Here is a 15,202-nt window from a genome sequence, read left to right on the forward strand (position 1 = left end):
CGTCAATCGCTGAACGCCTGCTTGATCACTCGGGTGAGAGCCCGCACCTGCAGGGTTTCGTCCCGCTGCTCAAAGCGGGCGTCGACGTGCACGCTCGTCCCGCCACCGCCACCACTGCTGGTGTCGATGCCAGGCATGCGGCGGATCGCTTCGGCGAGGATGCCGATCGACCGGGGTGATCCGTCGAGCGGGATGAACGCCTCAGCGACGTCCCCGCGGTCGCCGACGACGCGCCACGTGTTCGGCGACACGACCGTCGCGCCGCCCGAGAGCGGGGTCAGGTCGGGGATGCCGCCGCTGGCCATGAACTCGACGAGGTTGCCCTTCGCGTTCGGGAGTGCGACGCGCCCACCAGGGAGCTGCACCGACCCGTCACCACGAACGCGGACGACGATCTCGCGACCGTCGTTGAGCTGCACGAGACGGTCGATCGAGTTGCTCGCCGGGGACGTGTCCGCCTTGATTACGACGCTGCCGTCGGGCAACGTCTCGATCCGCTGCGCGAGGCTCTGCGCGAGAGCCTGCTGCTCTGGGGCGTTCGATGAGAACTCGGTGCGCGCCGACGGCGGGGTGCGGAGCACCTGGTCGATGAGCGCGGCGGCCGCGTCACGACCGATGCCCATCTGCTCGATCTGGCCGATCAGCGCATCACGAGCGGTGTTGTACCGCCCGGTGAGCTCGTCCTGTCCCTCCCCCGCCCGCTGTGCTGCGTCGAGCTCCGACTCGAGCGCGGATGCCGCGTTGCGGATCTGCGTTTCGAGCGCCGCCCCGGACGCGGACGCGTTGAGGTGGGCGAGGTCTACCCCCTCGAGCGAGAGTCGCGCGCCGTCGCCGTCGAGGCCGACGGTCTCGAGCGCGCTGGCCAGTCGGAGGGAGGCGTCGTTCAGGTACCCCATCGCGACGGCGCCCTCGCCGAACTCGTTGACCTTTGAGCGAACGACCTCGAGCCCACCGAGCAGTCGACCCCGGATGGTGTCGGACGCCGCCTGCGTCTTCTCGTCGAAGTCGCGCATCCCGTCCCGCAGACCCTCGAGCTGCGAGGTGTCTGCGAACGGGTTGATGGCCTTCTGCAGTCCGATCAGCAGGTCGACCATGTCGGCGCCCGGGCCTGCGATGAGGTCACCGAACCCGGCGGCTCCGTCGGCCGCGGCGTTGACCATGGACTCACCGAAGTCGAGTGCCCCGTTGACGAGGTCGAGGAAGAACTGCGTCACCGGTCCCCGGTTCTCGGAGATGAACGTGGCGACGTCTGCCAGCGGCTGCGAGAAGCCGGCGGCGAGCGTGCCCTTGATGCCGTCCATGGCGACTTCGATGTTGCGTCCGGCCTGCTCGATGCGGGTCGCGTCGTTGTTTGAGATGGTGTCAAACATCTTCTGCGCGGCACCCTGCACCTGGCCGAGCTGGTCGACCGCGTTCGACAGGTCGAGTGCGAAGAGCGCGTCGCCCATGTCCTCGGCTTTCGTGCCGAAGAGCTCGACAGCGGCAGCGTTGCGCTGCACGGGGTCTTCGATCTCGCGGAGCTTGTTCAGCACCTCCTGCAGACCGTCGCGGGCGTCGCCGCCGCCGCGGGCGATCTTCGCCGTCATATCCTCGGCGGAGAGGCCGAGGCGCTCGAACCCGGCGGCGGATGCCTTGGACCCGTCGGTGGCGCGGATCTGGAATTCCTTGAGCGCGTCGGCGACGACGTCGCTGTTGCGCGCGCCGGCCTCGAGTCCCTGGTTGATGAGACCGAGAGATTCGGCACCGCTGAGCCCGAGGCGCTTGAGCACGACGGGGTACTCGGTGAACGTGTCGAGCAAATCCTCGCCACGGTTGACGCCTTCGCGCTGTCCGGCGGCGAGGAGGTCGAACGCTTCCTGCGCGGAGGATGCGAGGCCCGTCTTGAGCAGCGTCGTGACCGCAGTGGCCGTGGGGCGCACGTCCTCTTCGAGGGCGCTGGAGATCCCCGACAGGCCCTCGACGACACGCTTTGCCTGGGCGGTGGTGCTCTTGTCGTCGATGATGTCGAACTGCAGCGCGAGCCGGGCGGTGTCGAGGTTCGCCTCGATGGAGTCGCCGAAGACGTTCGCGTACGCCTCCCCCGCGGCCCGGCCGATGCGCAGCGCCGATGCCGGGCTGATACCGGTGAGCGCTTCGAGGCGGTCGAAGCCGACCTCCTGCTGCAGCCCATCCTGGATGGCGCCGGTGATGGCCTTGCCGATAGCGACACCGGCGAGGATGATCCCGCCGGCGACGGGGATGGCGGTCAGCGCGGAGACGAGGGAATCCTCGACGCCGGAGCCGATGACGGTGCCGACCTTCTCCCCCGCGCCGCGGGTGGCGCCGTCGAGCGACGACACGAGCGAAGAGCCACCGGCGGCGCCGGCCTTGTCGGCGGCGCTCTTCGCGGCGGGCTCGAGCTTGTCGAGTTGGGAGACGGCCTTGACGGTGTCGGCGTCCACCTCGACGGTCGCGCGGAGGCTTTTGAGCCGATCGGACTGCTGCTCGAGGCGGGCGAGGTTGGCCTCGGCTCGCTTCACCTCGGCGGTGACCTCGAACCCCGCCTCGCCGCGGATGGTGAGGTCCTCGACCTTCGCCTTCGCGCGCTCGAGCGCCTTGTCCGTGCGGGTGATGTCGGCGTCGAGTTGCAGCACGGCCCGCTCGGAGACGAGCTTCCTCGCCTCCGCGGCGACCCGGTCCAGGTCCGCGAGGGCTTCGCTCGCGTCACCGTCGACCTTCTGGGTGACGGCGTTCGACTCGATGCGCTGGGCGGAGGCCTTGACCTTCTGCTCGCCCTTGTCGATGTCGGAGGTGTTTGCGGTGTACAGCACCTCGAGTTCGGCGGCGCGTAGGGCCACGGGTCACCTCCGTTTCAGGACCTCCCGCAGCCGTGTGGGCGAGTCGATGAGGTCGAAGATGGCGGCGCGGACGCTCAGCCAGGGGCCGTCGAGCACGTCGCGGCGGTGTAGGTCGATGCCGCGGGTGAGAAGCTCGGCGACGACGAGCCGCCAGTGGGAGACGATCGCCAGCCAGGACGTGTCCAGGGTGGGGCCGTCGGCCTGCGCGGTCTTCGCCTGCACCTCCGGCGGGACGCGGTAGTCGGCGTAGATGGGGACGCCGGTCACGTCGTGGTCAATGAGCTCTCCGACGCCGTACCGCGCCCACTCCTCAGGAGTAAGCGCGTCAACGCTTTTGGGGCGTCACCGTCCGCTTCGTCGTCGACGTCGGGACGCTGGGCCCAGACGAGAGTGGCGAACGCGTCGGCGTACTCGCGACCTCGGGCCCAGTAGAACACCGAGTAGGTGTGCATCCGGCTGAGGGTGAAGACGTCCACCCCGTCGGCGACCATCTCGGCGGCGGCCGTGCCGAGGCCGGGGCGCTCCTCCCCCGTGATGGTGGCGAGCACATCGGCCACCCCCTGAGGGAAATCGCCAGTGACGATCTTGAAGTCGATCTCTGCTCGGACGGCGAGGGCGAGGATCTTCTTCGCCCGCTCGACGCTGGGGGCCGGAACCGTGTAGGTCCGGTCCCCCAGCGGCATCTTGAGTCCGGGCGCGACCCACTCCGAGAAGTCGACCGCGCTGGACACGGTCAGGCCGTCCGGGTGAAGGGACGAGCCGCGGCGGTGCCGGCGGTGGACTTCACGACCACGTTGGCCGCACCAGCCGCGCCGGCCGGGACGATCGCGGTGAGCGCGGTCGCGCTGACGACGTTGTAGTCGGTCGCGTTGGTCGCGCCGAACTTCACGCCGTCCGCGCCGGTGACGAGCACCGTGCCGGCGGCGTCCTTGAACCCGGTGCCGCGGATGGTGACGAGCACCCCGGCCGGGCCGGTGGCCGGCTCGAGCAGGGACACGATGGGCGCGTCTCCGGGCCACCCGATGAACGGGTTCTCGATCTCCTCGTAGGCGCCGACACCGGTGAGGGTCCAGTTCCACGTCTCCGTCTGACCGTCGGGGGCGGTCTGCCCACGCTGGTAGCTGACGGTGGCGAAGCCCTGGCCGGCGTCTTCCAGGTTGGGGGCGCCCTTGGCGGGCTTGTGGAAGAACTGCACCTCGATCTCGGCGTCCAGGTCGAGTGCCGACGGGAGCGTCCGCGCGCGAAGCGCTTCGATCTCGGGCAGGTACTCGCCGGTCGTGAGAGACCGGTTGACGTGGGTCGAGAACGCGAGCGCGAACGACCATCCGTCGACGCTGTTGTTCTGGGATCCGGCGTCGTCGTAGGTGCGGGCGTCGCTGGTGGTGGGGGTGAACGTGGGGCTGTAGCCGAACAGGCGGCGCACGTCGATGAAGTCGGCGGGCTCGTCGCGGGCGGCGACGTTGACGCGGACGCCGTACTCGTAGGACTTGCCCCGGACGAAGCCGGCGGGGATGGGGACACGCTTGTTGCTCACGACGGAGCCTCCTCATTGTCGAAGATGATCAGGTAGTTGTCGGTGCGCCCTTCGCGCCCGTTCTGGTCGACCCCGGCGGGATCGAACGAGGTGCGGGTGACTGCGCTGACGACGCCCTCCCGCAGCAGGCGCCGAAGGTGGGCGAAGGCGGCGTCCGCGACACGGTTCGCGTCGTTCGGGTCACCCTCGTTGCCGCGGGAGCGGAGCTGTACGCGGCGGGTCTTGGTGTCGGTCTCGTCGTCGTCTTCGCCGCCGAAGATGCGGGCGCCGATGGCGCGACGGGCGTCCGCCGGGATGCCGCCTTCGAAGACGTGAGTGACGTCGTCCGTGAAGTCGTACGGGTCGTCGGCGGACCACAGCCAGCCGTGGATCGTTCCGAGCTGCTCGACGAGCCACCGGGTCAGGTCGGCGTCATCCAAGGTCGGCTCGGTTCTGCGCGGCGATGATGGGTCCGATGTCGACCTGGTCGACCGCGGCCTCCGCGAACTTAGGCTGCCCGTTGGTGTGCTGGTAGTCGAGGTTCTCGTTCTGCAGCCGAGAGATCGGCGACTTGAAACCGACCTGCACGGTGAGGTCCTCGACGGTGACGAACCCGGACTTGTCGGACTCGCCCGTGTCGGTGGGGCTGAGTTCCTTCATCCGCTTCAGCACCGCGGCGCCACCCTTGCGGAGGCCCTTCTGGATGGACGCTTCGAGCTGGGTCTTGATGGGGTTGAATCTCGCCACGAGCGGTCTCCTCACTGCAGGGACAGGATCAGGTGGGACGGCAGCGGCGGGAGGTTCTCGTCGCGCTGCACGGCGATGACGCGCGCGCGGCGGGCACCCACTCGTCCGGCCCAGACGGTGACCATCGACCCGACCGGCACGGCTGCGCTGATGGGGACGGTGACCTGCGTGTTGGAAACGTGCTCGTTCGCGTCCGCGCCGACGACGATGCGCTGCTGGTCCTTCACCTCAGCCGCGACGGTGCGGGGTTCGGCGAAGCGGGTACCGGATCCGCCTGCGGGGATGGCGTCTTCGACGGTGACGGTGTGGGGAAACCAGAACGGGGACGCCCAGCTCACGGCTTGCCCTCCGGCCAGATGCGCGAGAGGGGGCGGTCGGTGGGGAAGCTGCCGAGCGGGCCCGCATGGGTCGATTCGGGGATGCCGAAGATGAGGCGGAGGTCGCGGAGGTCGGTGGGGGCGAAGGCGTGGCCGACGTCGCGGAGGGTCATGCTGGTGCCGTTGCGGCTCATCGACTGGACGGCGCCGGTGCCGGTCTCGGCCCACCGGTTCGCGACGCGTTTGAGCACGGCGATCGCGTCCTTCTTCGCCTCGGTGGCGTCGGGGACGGTGCGCACCTGCGGGGCGATGTCCGCCGCGCGGAGGAGGATCACCCGGCCGAGGTCTTCGTCGGGGGTGATGTCGCTGTGCGTGATGCCGTCGACCATGGAACGTCCCTCCGCGGTGAGCGCCCCGTAGAGCGCGCGAGAACGGCGGACCCGTCTCGTAGGTGCTGGCGCGCGCGTGAGCGCGCAGGCGAGGCACGTGGCACTCGCCATGGGGTGATGCGGGGCGGTCCCGGCGCGTGATGCGCACGAGACCGCCCCGACGGGTGATCGAAGTCAGGCGTTGACCGCGTCGTCGGCGACGAGCGCCGCGACGAGGTCTTCGCGCTTCGTTCCGGACGGCGCGATCTTCTTGTCGTCGTCGCGCCCCTCGTTGCGCTTCTCGATCTCGGTGGTGAGATCGGGAACCGTGACGCCCTTGTAGGGCTCGTCTCCAGGAGCGCTGGTGGAGCCCTCGGCGGTGACGGTCTCGATGAGGCCGAGATCCTTGAGGCGCTTCACCTCCTTGGCCGTGACCGACTCCGGGAGGAACCGGCCCTTATTGAGGTAGGTCTCGCCGCCCTGGGCGCCGGGGACCTTGACCACGATCATCGTCGCGGTCACGCGGTTACGGGTCTTGCTGGCCATGCTCAAAGCCCCGTTCCGGTGATCGTGACGCCAGCCGTGGCGTCGGTGACGACGGGGACGGTGACGCGGCGCGAGCGGAGCAGGTAGCTGTCCGTCTCGTCCTGGCGGATCGACTTCGTCTCCACGCCGGGGAGTGCCCGGGTGTAGCCGGGCCCGCCGAGGTCCTCGTCCGCCATGCCGCCGAGCTCGTCGCTGTTCACCAGCAGCGGGGCGGCGGTGGGCACGTGGGGCGAGCGGAGCCAGATCAGGTCCAGCACGGTCGGCCAGGTGCCGGTGATGAGCGGGTTCGCGGCCTCACGGGGCAGGAGCCCCGCCTTGAGGAACGCGGCCATCACCTTGGCGTAGGCGGTCGGCTTCAGGACGATCGTGTCGAGCACGTGCCCTTCACCGGACTCCTCGGCCACGGCCTTCGCGCCCTCGACGGACAGGACGATGTTCTCGACGTCGTCCCAGGTGCCGGGCGAGGCGAAGGTGGCGGTGATCTTCGATGCGATGACGCCGAGCGCCGCCGAGTCGACGAACTTCACCATGCGGTTGACGAGCTGCAGCAGCGCGCGGTTGACGACGTCGATGCCGCGGCGCTTGATGGACTCGTCGGTGACGGGCGTGTCGCGACCCCACTTGGAGACGCGCGCGGCCGCGAGGTCGCCAGCGGTGACCTGGGAGCGCGGGTACTCGCCGCCGGGCTCGATCGACTCGGGGTCGTCGGGCGCGAACAGCGGCTCGCCGTTCTCGTAGAGCACCGAGCCGCCAGCGCTGCGGAACCGACCCTTGAGCAACGCGTCGGAGATGAAGCGCTGCGCTGCGAGGGTGCGGATGCGACGGCCGATGGCGGTCTGCGAGCTGAGCAGCTGGTGGATCTGCTCGGTGGACAGGTCTCCGGTGTTGTCGATCGCCGGGACCGGGTACGTCAGGGAGCTTCCCATCGGTTCGTTCTCCTTCTCAGTCCAGTGCGACCTGGACCAGCTGGTCCGCCGCGGTGGTGGTGGTGATGGCGAGGCCGTTGCCGGTCTCACCGTTGGCGACGGCCTGCACCTTGCCGCCGGCAGCGGGCTTGATGCGGGTGCCGGCGGTGATGGCGCCGCTCGCGACGAGCTTCTGCACGCCGCCGCGGAGCACGAGGACGTCTTCGCCGTCCTTGGCGTCGCGTGCGGCTGCGCCGAAGACCTTCACGCTGAGGGCCGCGGCGTGCGACACCTCTCGCGGGCCGGTGATTTCGACGAGGCGTCCGCCGATGACGTCGGCGCCGGCGATGCACGTGATGCTCGCGCCGGGCTCGAAGGTGTGGATGTGGTCAGCCATCTCAGGCCTCCTGCTTCTCTTCGGCGCCCCACGCGGAGGCGTAGAGCGCGTCGTCGGAGCTCGTCAGCGTGTCGGCCTTGCCGATCTCGGTGACGGGCACGGTGTTCTTCGGCACGGTGGCCAGAAACGCGACGGTGCCCTTCTCGTCGCTCTCGAGCTGCTCGCGGATCGCCGCGGCCGATGCAGTGCTGATCTGGCCCGCGCGGAGGGCGGCGTCGACGATGCCGTCGCGGCGGTCCTTGTCCTGCTGCTTGCGTGCGTCGGCGCCCTGGCGAGCGTTCGCCTGGGTCTCGTTCCACACGTTCTCGTCGATGGCGATGAAGCCCTTCGGGAGGGCGGCGGCAGCCGGGGCGGGAGTGGGGTCGGCCTGTTCCTCGAGCGACTCGTCGAGCGCTTCGAGAAGCGCCTCGTCCGAGATGTCGGCGTCCTTCACGCCGAGCCGTTCGATGAGGCCAGCCTTGATGGTGTCGCTCATGGGGAGCTTCTCCTTCTGGTTGGGTTCTCCCGGCTCGGACGAGCTCGGGGGCTTGGGGGCCGCGGCGCGCGCGGAGGCGGCTGCGGCGTGGATGCGGGCGTCCGCGTCGGCGTCGTCCTCTTCGGGGGTGACGGTGATGATCACCAGGTCTTCCTCGACGCCGACGGTGGTGGCGGTGCCGGCGTCCGGGACGACGCCTCGACGGTCGGCAAGGCCCAACTCGACCGTCTCTTCGGCCGTCAGCCACGTCTCGGCGGCGAGCAGACTCGCCCAGTCCTTCGCGCCAGCCTTCTCGGTGTAGACCTCGATCATCGAGCGCTCGACGGTGTCGAGGAAGTCGGCCGTCTTGCGCATCTCGACGGCGTTGCCCCATGTGATCGACGAGGGCGAGTGGATCATCATCTGGCTGCCGGGACTCATGACGGTCTCGTCGCAGCTCGCCGCGATGAACGATGCGGCGGATGCCGCGAGGCCGTCGACGACGGCGACGACGGTCGCCTTGTGCGCGCCGAGCATGTTGAGGATGGCCATGGCCTCCCACACCTCGCCGCCAGGCGAGTTGATACGAAGCACGATCTGCGCGACGGAGTCCGGCAGGGAGTCGAGTACGCGTCCGACGTCCTCGGTCGAGATGCCCCACCAGCCGCCCCACGAGTCGATGGGGCCGTACATGCGGATCGTCGCGACGGTCGCGTCGCCGCCCTCGGCCGTCGGTGCGGTGACGGCGCTGAAGAACTGGGCCTTGCTCTCCGGGGGCTCCATCGAGCCCCAGAATCGGCGCGGCTGGTGCTCCCGGTCGCTGTCCCGCGCCTTGCGGTCGGCGATGGCCGGTCGGATGTCGTTCATGCGGCCTCCTTGGCTGCTGGCGTGACGGGTGCGGCGCGCCGGGTGCTGACGTCAGCGATGGGCAGGCCGAAGCGATCGCGGGCGAAGTCCTCGAGCTTGTCGTCGGGGCGCACGGCGCCGGACTGGATGAGCTGCGCGAGCGATGCCGCGGTGACGGGCTGGCGTTCGCCAATTTCGGCGGCGACGAGCCGGGGTGCGGGTTCTGTCGGCCCCCAGTTCTTGTCGACGAGGTCCTCGATGACGTGCTGTTGGGTGACGTCGGCGATGTGCTGGGCGACGGCGTTCAGCGAGTCGGTGAAGAAGTTCGCGAACGTCGATCCCAGAGCCCAGGAACCGGTCTCGGTCCCGAGGTTGAGGAAGTGTGCCAGCACGGCGCGCGCGATCTGCTCGTCGTAGTAGCGAATGGGCTTGTCGGTGTCGGGCAGGTCACCCTCGACGCCGAGGAACTTCAGCGATGCTCCGTTTGGCAGCGACGCGCCCGAGGCCTCGCCGGCGCGCGCGTTCTTCGCGATGTCCAGACCGCGGGCAATCTCGGCGTCTGCCCACGCGATGATCTGCTCGTACTCAGCGCCCTCGGCGGGCGGGGCGCTGGTGTACGTCGGAAGCCCAAGTCCGTTTCGTTCGGCGGTGAGCGCCTGGATGCGCAGCACCCGGTCCTTGAGCAGCCACATCTTGTAGGCCGACCGCAGCAGGGACTCACCGATCCAGTTGGCGCCCTCGCGCTCATTCACGTACGCGACGAGCGCGCTGACGGGGATGAGCTGTTCGACGTCGTACTGATGGATGCCTTCGAGGCCTCCGTCGCGGGCGACCTTGATCTCGCGGATGGTGCGCGGCGGCCGCCATGCGAGCTTCGAGAGGCGCGTGCGGCCGGTCGACTGGTCGTACACCTGCTCGAAGAAGGAGTGGCCGTATACGAGCTCAAGAAGTGCCAGCCGCAGGTGCTCCTTCCATGAGAACCGCCCCTTGGTCCGGAGCGGGGCGACCGGTGCCTGTCCCTTGATGGGGAGGCCCAGGTCTTCGGCGACGAGACGTGTGACCTCCTCGCGGCATCCCGTCCCGTCGATGGCCCATTCGGTGCGCATGATCGGGAGGGTCACCGCGCGGATGACCGACTTGACCTGAGGGTCTTCGCGCCGCATCCGGTCGAAGACGTTCAGCGACTGGGGCCACTGCAACTCACGGTTGGTCTCATTGATCTCCGCGGTGAGCCCCGCCCAGGATCGGACACTGCCGCCGGTCTGGTAGCCGATCTCGGACACGGGACCTCCTCTCAGAACGACGCGGTTGCGAGGTTCTTCTCGTCGACGTCCTCGTCCTCTTCTCGGGCGAGGACCTTGGCCGCCGGTGGCGGCGGGGCGGGTTCTCTCTTCGGCGGCACGAACGACTCGAGGCCGACGAGCGCGAAGGACAGCGCGACGATGGGCGCGATGTCGACGGGTGATGCGTCGCGGTCCCAGACAGGCATACCGCCGAGCTGGCGGGTGGTGGCGTTGTCGGCGGCGAGGTCGAGTGGGCCCTGTCCGCGGTGGCGGACCTTGTCCTCGCGGACGCGATCCCGCAGACGTCCGGCGGCGAGCAGCAGGGTGGTGGCCGAGATGTCGACGATGTCGAACCCGGCGTCCTTGAGCGGGGCGACGAGGTCGGCCGCGTCGCAGCCCTTTGTCTGCAGGGCGACCTGTGTGATGCCGGTCTTCGCTCGGACTGCCTTCGCGTACTTCACCACCCACGAGGTGCCGGTGCGTTGCGCCAGAACCTCGAGGTGTGCGCGACCGTCGGCCCGGTAGCCGGCGACGCCGACGCTCGTGCGCGCGGTGCGCTTCTCCCGGTGCACGTCGATGCCGAGCACCATGCGGGATCCGTCAGCGACGGTCGACCCGGGTTCCTCGACTTGGCCGTCCTCGTCGAGCAGCCTCGGGTCGGCGGATGCCTGCCACTCCTCCGTGTCGAGGAACGGCACGACGAGGGACGTGACCCACTGGCCGAGCACCTCGATGCGCTCGACGCTCTTGTTCTTCGCCTTCGCCGCGGTGCGCATCAGTCCCGCGATCGTCATGCCCGGCAGGTGCCCGGCTGACGGGTTCGCCTGGGCGAATGCGTTCGGGTCGTACAGCGATGCTTTCGGGTCGGCTGACCACTCGGCCAGGAACCACTCCGTGTCCGGGTCGTCGATGCCCTCGGTCGCGATGTCGCGCACGTCGCGGAGCACGATCGAGCGGGAGGTGCCGGCGTTCGAGAACGCGACGAGCAGCGAGTCGTACATGGCGTTCGCCGACTTCTCGATCGCCGACCAGCCCTCGTAGTCGTACTGCTGACGCAGCTCATCGAGGAGCAGTCGTGCGGCCGAGTGACCGCGCGCGCCCTCGAAGGTGCGCGGCATGTACATGCCGCCGCCGAGCGTGCGGATGTCGACGTCGCCGTTGACGGTGCGGGGCGGGTAGGTCAGCTTCTGCAGCTCGGGCCGGCGGTCGTGCGCGATGCCGAGCTTCTCGTCGTCGGGCCCACCCCACCGCCGCACCTGCTTCCACGGCTTCATCGCGACGTCGAGCTTCTGCGCGGCCCCGACGATGATGAAGTCCTGCTCGGGCAGTTGCTCAGGCCAGCGGCCCGCGTCGACGTACATCCAGTACGCCGCGAGGACCGCGGCGACCGCGGTCTTCCCGTTCTGTCGACCGACGATGACGAGGGCCTTGCGGAAGCGGAGCAGCCCGAACGAGTCGAGCTCAAGCATGTGGATGAGCAGCCACTCCTGCCAAGGCAGCAGGCGCACGCCCAGGTCCTCGCGGGCGAACTTGATCACGTCGAACCCGCGCGACGTCGCTGGCGTCAACTCGACGAGCGGCTTCGTCCACACGCGCGGTTCGGTGATGCCGTGTGTGAGGGTCAACGATCCGACCCCCATCCACTACTACCCCGCGCGACCGCGCCGGAACTTCTCCATATCCGTCGGCGGCGGAGGCGTCGTCTCTTCGGCCTCCGCCGACGGAGGCACCAGCGACTCCTCACGCGCCGGCGCGCGACGCGCACCCCGCGGCTCCTTCACCGTCAGGCCCAGCGCGTCGAAAGCCTTCAGCAACATCCCGGCCGACACGTTGTCGAAGCGCCCGTCAATGACGAAGCCCTGCTTGTCGAGCTTGTCCACGCGCTTCGCGAGCACCCGAGCGAGCGCCACCACCGGACGATGGTCGTCCGTCAGGTGCGGCGCCGACCGCACCGCCGAGTTCAACGCCGCGTGGACGCTCTGCGCCGGGAACGGATCCTTGTTGCGAGCCATGACGCTCCTTTCTGCGCGCGCGACCCCCCTCCGTCGCGGAGAGGCGGGGAGAGAGGACCGCCTCCCCGGTGGTGGTCCCCCCTCCGGCATGGGTGCTGGATTTTTCGGGGGTGGGGGGTCAGCGGGCTTTGCCGCAGCGGTCGCAGCGGATAGGTGCTGGTGCCTGCGTGTAGGCGTTGACGTGCGCGGGCCACGCGTGGAGACCGAGCTGGCAGAGCAGCGGTGTGGGTGCCTTGGGGTGGGCGTAGCCGTACTCGCGTCGCCACGCCGGTTCGGGCTGCACTCTGACGGGCAGTTGGTCCCACTGCTTCGCCTCGTGCGGGCCGTGGGGGTAGGCGGGCTCGGGCGGCCAGTTCAGCGAGGTGCGCTGTTCGGGCGGTAGGTAGAGCGGGTGCGGTGTCTGCTCCCATGGGTGCTCGGGGTGGTAGCTGTCGGTGCCGTCGGAGTCGAGTTCGCGTCCACTCATTGGGCGGCGTCGTCTCGGTCGGGGTCGAGGGTGCGCGGTTCGGCAACGAGGTGGGTGCCGATGTAGAGCTCGCCGGTGGTGGTGAGCGCGAGGCGGGCGTGGGTGATGGTGTCGTCGGTGGCGGCGTCTTCGGCGAGGTGGATGCGGTCGTACGTGCGCCCGCGGAGTCCGTTGCCTGCGGCGGAGTGGAAGTGGATGGCTCCCCCGCTGGGGAAGCTGATGGCGGCGCGGTCCTTGGCTCGGCGGGTGGTGGCGTCGGGTCCGGTGAAGGGGGCGAGGCGGTCGAGGTCGTCGCGTGCTGCCGCGTGGGTGGGGGCGATGACGGCGATGCGGGCGCCGGCTTCGGCGGCGGTGAGGTCTGCGGTGGTCGCGGTCATGGCTTCTCCTCGGGTGGTCGTGGTGGTGGCGTCGGAAGTGCGCAGCCGGGGTCGTCGCAGCGGCAGCTCATCGGGTGTTCTCGCATCGTGCGCAGCGGATCATCTCGGCGACGATGCTCACGCCGCTCGAGGTGAGCGAGTGGACCGTGATGTGGAAGAGGTCGGCCCATCCGCAGACGGGGCAGTCGGTGTCGAGGCGGACGTGGGTCGGCACGAGGTGCGCAACGAATTGGGGGGCCATGCTCAGGTCCACTCCCTCGAGGGTGTGCCGAGGTCGACGATGGGGGCACCGTTGCCGCGCTCGCGGTTGCATCCGGCGTGGGAGGGGCGTTTGTTGCTGGGGTCCTCTTGCAGTTCGGGGTGCGTGGAGACGGGCCAGAAGTGGTCCTCTTGGAAGCGGTCGTCGTTGGTCCAGTCGTCCCACGCTGCGGTGTAGTCGATGGTGAGGCTGCAGATCCAGCAGGGAGCGTTGGTGGCTTCGCATTCGGCTCGGTACTCGGCGCGCTGCTTGTGCTGGCGGCGGGTGTTGGTGCGTGCCATCAGGGTTGCTCGAGTTCGGGGTCGCAGCAGAGTGCGGCGGCGAGGGGGCTGGTGTACATGGAGCCGCAGCTGGTGCATTCGTGCATCTCGGAGGGCATCATCTTTGAGCCTCCTCAAGGGTGGGCAGGGCGCGTTTTTCGGGTTTCGGTAGCTGGTGCTGCCCTGCGCGCGTTTAACTCAGTCCCTTAGTAACTATTCAAAGAGCTGACACGATCCACATAAATGCGCCCTATCGCGCCCTGTGGGTAGTAGAACCGCAGGATTACGCGGCTATATGAGGGTCCGTTGCCGTTTTTTGATCGCGCCCTATTGCGCCCTGTTGGTGGATATCGCGCCCTGTCGGGTGGTGGGCAGGGCGCGTTCGCAGGGCGCGTTTCTCGAGAGGCGCCGGCGCGGTGTGGCGGGGCGCCTCTCGAGGCGGTGCAGGTACTCCGCGCCGGTGAAGTCCGTGCCGGCGGTGCGGTGTGCGGGAGTCCTTCGCGGTCTTGGCAGGTTTCCGCGTTGACACCGGTCTGGGGGCCGGTGGTGGTGAGCACGAGACCCCCGGGGCACTGTGTGCTCGTCCGGGGGTCTCGACGCCTGGTGCCGTGTGCGACACCGTTCCAACCATCAAGGTAGGGGGTGACAACGTGACCGTGTCAACTGTGTCTCGCCGATAGGGTCGTGACGTGACCGCCGAAGACAAGAAGACATGCTTCATAGCCATGCCCATCACGACCCATGAGGACGAGGCCGAGCGCTACAACGGGGACAGCGCTCACTGGGATCACGTCATGGAGACGATCTTCGTCCCCGCCATCGAGAAGGCGGGATTTACGCCGGTTCGTCCGGCCGCCGTCGGCGCGCATATGATCCATGGCCAGATAATTCGTCACCTCTCGACGGCGGACATGGTCCTTTGTGACCTCAGCGGGCACAACCCGAATGTGTTCTTCGAATTGGGTGTCCGCACGTCGCTCAACCTGCCAGTCGCGCTCGTTCGTGATGAGCACACCGGCATTCCCTTCGACACGTCGGGTCTGAACACTCACTCGTACTCGTCCACGCTGAACGCCTGGGACACGAAACGGGAGGTGGAGCGTCTGGCTCAACACCTGGCCGATAGCGCTGAGAGCTGCGAGGGGAGCAACCCGATGTGGCGCCACTTTGGCCTGACGATCGCCGCTGATGCGCCCAGTGTGGAAGGGTCATCCTCTGATGCGCGGCTTGAGCTCATAACGGAGAGTTTGAACGACATGCGCGTCGAGATGAGCAAGCTGAACTCCGCGGTTGCTGCTGCCAGCGCACCTGATTCGCCAGCTGGGGACACGTCGGCTCCCGCCGGCGGGATGAGAATTATTCGCGACACCCTCGCAGAAATAGCCCCCGCTACTGGAGCCAATCCCGTGGTTCTCAGCCGATCCGCAAGCGGTCTCTATCGGGCGGTGCTCGAAAAGAAATCTTCCGTGCTCCCGTTCGCGGAAATCTCTGCTGCCATCAGTGACGCGTTGGCCGCTCGCGGCTATCGCGTGGAGAGCGTCGAGGATGAGGGCGACACCATTCGTGTCATGGTCGACCCACGTCGTCGAATGAGACCCATGGGCTGAACCACCTC

Annotated in this window: 20 protein-coding genes; 1 reads left to right on the plus strand and 19 read right to left on the minus strand. The window is 68.7% G+C overall.

What is annotated here, in order from left to right; all coding sequences use genetic code 11:
• Window positions 1–2: 2 nt before the first annotated feature.
• From QBE02_RS04740 to QBE02_RS04830, 19 genes are all read right to left on the minus strand, one after another.
• Complete coding sequence (locus tag QBE02_RS04740) at window positions 3–2,837, minus strand: phage tail tape measure protein (protein ID WP_279367331.1); 2,835 nt, start codon at window positions 2,835–2,837, stop codon at window positions 3–5.
• 3 nt (window positions 2,838–2,840) lie between these two features.
• Complete coding sequence (locus QBE02_RS04745; RefSeq protein WP_279367332.1) at window positions 2,841–3,104, minus strand: hypothetical protein; 264 nt, start codon at window positions 3,102–3,104, stop codon at window positions 2,841–2,843.
• Complete coding sequence (locus QBE02_RS04750) at window positions 3,101–3,568, minus strand: DUF7426 family protein (protein WP_279367333.1); 468 nt, start codon at window positions 3,566–3,568, stop codon at window positions 3,101–3,103. The genes QBE02_RS04745 and QBE02_RS04750 overlap by 4 nt, the downstream gene beginning before the upstream one ends.
• A gap of 2 nt (window positions 3,569–3,570) precedes the next feature.
• Window positions 3,571–4,371: an IPT/TIG domain-containing protein gene (locus QBE02_RS04755; protein ID WP_279367334.1), complete on the minus strand. Its 801-nt coding sequence runs from the start codon at window positions 4,369–4,371 to the stop codon at window positions 3,571–3,573.
• Window positions 4,368–4,790, minus strand: a complete 423-nt coding sequence (locus QBE02_RS04760; RefSeq protein ID WP_279367335.1) for a phage tail terminator protein — start codon at window positions 4,788–4,790, stop codon at window positions 4,368–4,370. Before QBE02_RS04760 ends, QBE02_RS04755 begins: the two co-directional genes overlap by 4 nt.
• Window positions 4,783–5,097, minus strand: a complete 315-nt coding sequence (locus tag QBE02_RS04765) for a hypothetical protein (RefSeq protein WP_279367336.1) — start codon at window positions 5,095–5,097, stop codon at window positions 4,783–4,785. Before QBE02_RS04765 ends, QBE02_RS04760 begins: the two co-directional genes overlap by 8 nt.
• An 11-nt stretch (window positions 5,098–5,108) precedes the next feature.
• On the minus strand, window positions 5,109–5,435 hold the full coding sequence (locus tag QBE02_RS04770; RefSeq protein WP_279367337.1) for a hypothetical protein: 327 nt from the start codon (window positions 5,433–5,435) through the stop codon (window positions 5,109–5,111).
• Complete coding sequence (locus QBE02_RS04775; protein WP_279367338.1) at window positions 5,432–5,803, minus strand: hypothetical protein; 372 nt, start codon at window positions 5,801–5,803, stop codon at window positions 5,432–5,434. The genes QBE02_RS04770 and QBE02_RS04775 overlap by 4 nt, the downstream gene beginning before the upstream one ends.
• A 174-nt stretch (window positions 5,804–5,977) precedes the next feature.
• Window positions 5,978–6,328 carry a hypothetical protein gene (locus QBE02_RS04780; protein WP_279367339.1) on the minus strand — a complete coding sequence of 117 codons (351 nt, stop codon included), beginning with the start codon at window positions 6,326–6,328 and terminating at the stop codon, window positions 5,978–5,980.
• A 2-nt stretch (window positions 6,329–6,330) separates the two neighbouring features.
• Window positions 6,331–7,254 carry a hypothetical protein gene (locus QBE02_RS04785; RefSeq protein WP_279367340.1) on the minus strand — a complete coding sequence of 308 codons (924 nt, stop codon included), beginning with the start codon at window positions 7,252–7,254 and terminating at the stop codon, window positions 6,331–6,333.
• A 16-nt stretch (window positions 7,255–7,270) separates the two neighbouring features.
• Window positions 7,271–7,630, minus strand: a complete 360-nt coding sequence (locus QBE02_RS04790; protein ID WP_279367341.1) for a capsid cement protein — start codon at window positions 7,628–7,630, stop codon at window positions 7,271–7,273.
• A gap of 1 nt (window position 7,631) precedes the next feature.
• Entirely contained in the window at window positions 7,632–8,951 is a 1,320-nt protein-coding gene (locus QBE02_RS04795; RefSeq protein WP_279367342.1) for a head maturation protease, ClpP-related, read from the minus strand.
• Window positions 8,948–10,213, minus strand: coding sequence for a phage portal protein family protein (locus QBE02_RS04800; protein WP_279367343.1), 1,266 nt, complete (start codon window positions 10,211–10,213; stop codon window positions 8,948–8,950). The genes QBE02_RS04795 and QBE02_RS04800 overlap by 4 nt, the downstream gene beginning before the upstream one ends.
• 11 nt (window positions 10,214–10,224) lie before the next feature.
• Window positions 10,225–11,838, minus strand: coding sequence for a hypothetical protein (locus QBE02_RS04805; protein WP_279367344.1), 1,614 nt, complete (start codon window positions 11,836–11,838; stop codon window positions 10,225–10,227).
• Window positions 11,839–11,859: 21 nt separating this feature from the next.
• On the minus strand, window positions 11,860–12,225 hold the full coding sequence (locus QBE02_RS04810; protein ID WP_279367345.1) for a hypothetical protein: 366 nt from the start codon (window positions 12,223–12,225) through the stop codon (window positions 11,860–11,862).
• A gap of 118 nt (window positions 12,226–12,343) precedes the next feature.
• Window positions 12,344–12,691: a hypothetical protein gene (locus tag QBE02_RS04815; protein WP_279367346.1), complete on the minus strand. Its 348-nt coding sequence runs from the start codon at window positions 12,689–12,691 to the stop codon at window positions 12,344–12,346.
• Window positions 12,688–13,068 (minus strand): hypothetical protein, encoded by a 381-nt coding sequence (locus QBE02_RS04820; protein WP_279367347.1) that lies wholly within the window; start codon window positions 13,066–13,068, stop codon window positions 12,688–12,690. The genes QBE02_RS04815 and QBE02_RS04820 overlap by 4 nt, the downstream gene beginning before the upstream one ends.
• 67 nt (window positions 13,069–13,135) lie before the next feature.
• A complete protein-coding gene (locus QBE02_RS04825; RefSeq protein WP_279367348.1) occupies window positions 13,136–13,309 on the minus strand; it encodes a hypothetical protein in 174 nt (57 codons plus the stop codon).
• Window positions 13,310–13,311: 2 nt separating this feature from the next.
• Complete coding sequence (locus QBE02_RS04830) at window positions 13,312–13,608, minus strand: hypothetical protein (protein WP_279367349.1); 297 nt, start codon at window positions 13,606–13,608, stop codon at window positions 13,312–13,314.
• Window positions 13,609–14,276: 668 nt separating this feature from the next.
• Here QBE02_RS04830 and QBE02_RS04835 point away from each other — a divergent pair.
• Window positions 14,277–15,194, plus strand: a complete 918-nt coding sequence (locus QBE02_RS04835) for a hypothetical protein (protein ID WP_279367350.1) — start codon at window positions 14,277–14,279, stop codon at window positions 15,192–15,194.
• Window positions 15,195–15,202 lie beyond the last annotated feature (8 nt).

Origin of the sequence: Microbacterium testaceum, assembly GCF_029761935.1 — a bacterium.
GTDB lineage: Bacteria > Actinomycetota > Actinomycetes > Actinomycetales > Microbacteriaceae > Microbacterium > Microbacterium testaceum_A.